We start from the raw sequence: 644 nt of genomic DNA on the forward strand, positions 1-644 counted from the left end.
TCCGAAGGGGATCACCGGGATCGCTCCGGTGCAGATCGGCGGCTTCAGCTTCGCGCAGTCGCACTCGCTGTTCGGCATGCAGTTCCCGGCGGTGTACCTGTACTACTACCTGTTCGTGCTGTGTGCGTTGTTCGTGATCTGGACGTGTACGCGTCTGCAGCATTCGCGTATCGGCCGCGCCTGGGCCGCGATCCGCGAAGATGAAATTGCCGCCAAGGCGATGGGCATCAACACCCGCAACGTGAAGCTGCTCGCGTTCGCGATGGGCGCGTCGTTCGGCGGCTTGTCGGGCGCGATGTTCGGTGCGTTCCAGGGCTTCGTGTCGCCGGAATCGTTCACGTTCTGGGAATCGGTCGTGGTGCTCGCCTGTGTGGTGCTCGGCGGCATGGGCCACATTCCGGGCGTGATCCTTGGCGCGGTGCTGCTCGCGGTGTTCCCCGAGTTCCTGCGCTCCACCATGGGTCCGCTGCAGAACATGATCTTCGGCCATGAAGTCGTCGATACCGAAGTGATCCGTCAGCTGCTGTACGGTCTCGCGATGGTCGTGATCATGCTGTATCGCTCGGAAGGCCTGTGGCCGGCGCCGAAGCACGAAGACAAGATTGCGAAGCTGGCAAAGCGTAGCGGCAAGAAGCCGGTGCGCG

1 protein-coding gene is annotated in these 644 nt (G+C 63.0%); it reads left to right on the plus strand.

Annotated elements, in window-relative coordinates:
• Positions 1-644 (plus strand): branched-chain amino acid ABC transporter permease (locus AB3X89_RS40110; protein WP_368588042.1); only part of this gene is annotated, 644 nt, incomplete at both ends.

It is taken from the genome of Paraburkholderia sp. BR14320 (assembly GCF_040948665.1).
Lineage (GTDB): Bacteria > Pseudomonadota > Gammaproteobacteria > Burkholderiales > Burkholderiaceae > Paraburkholderia > Paraburkholderia youngii.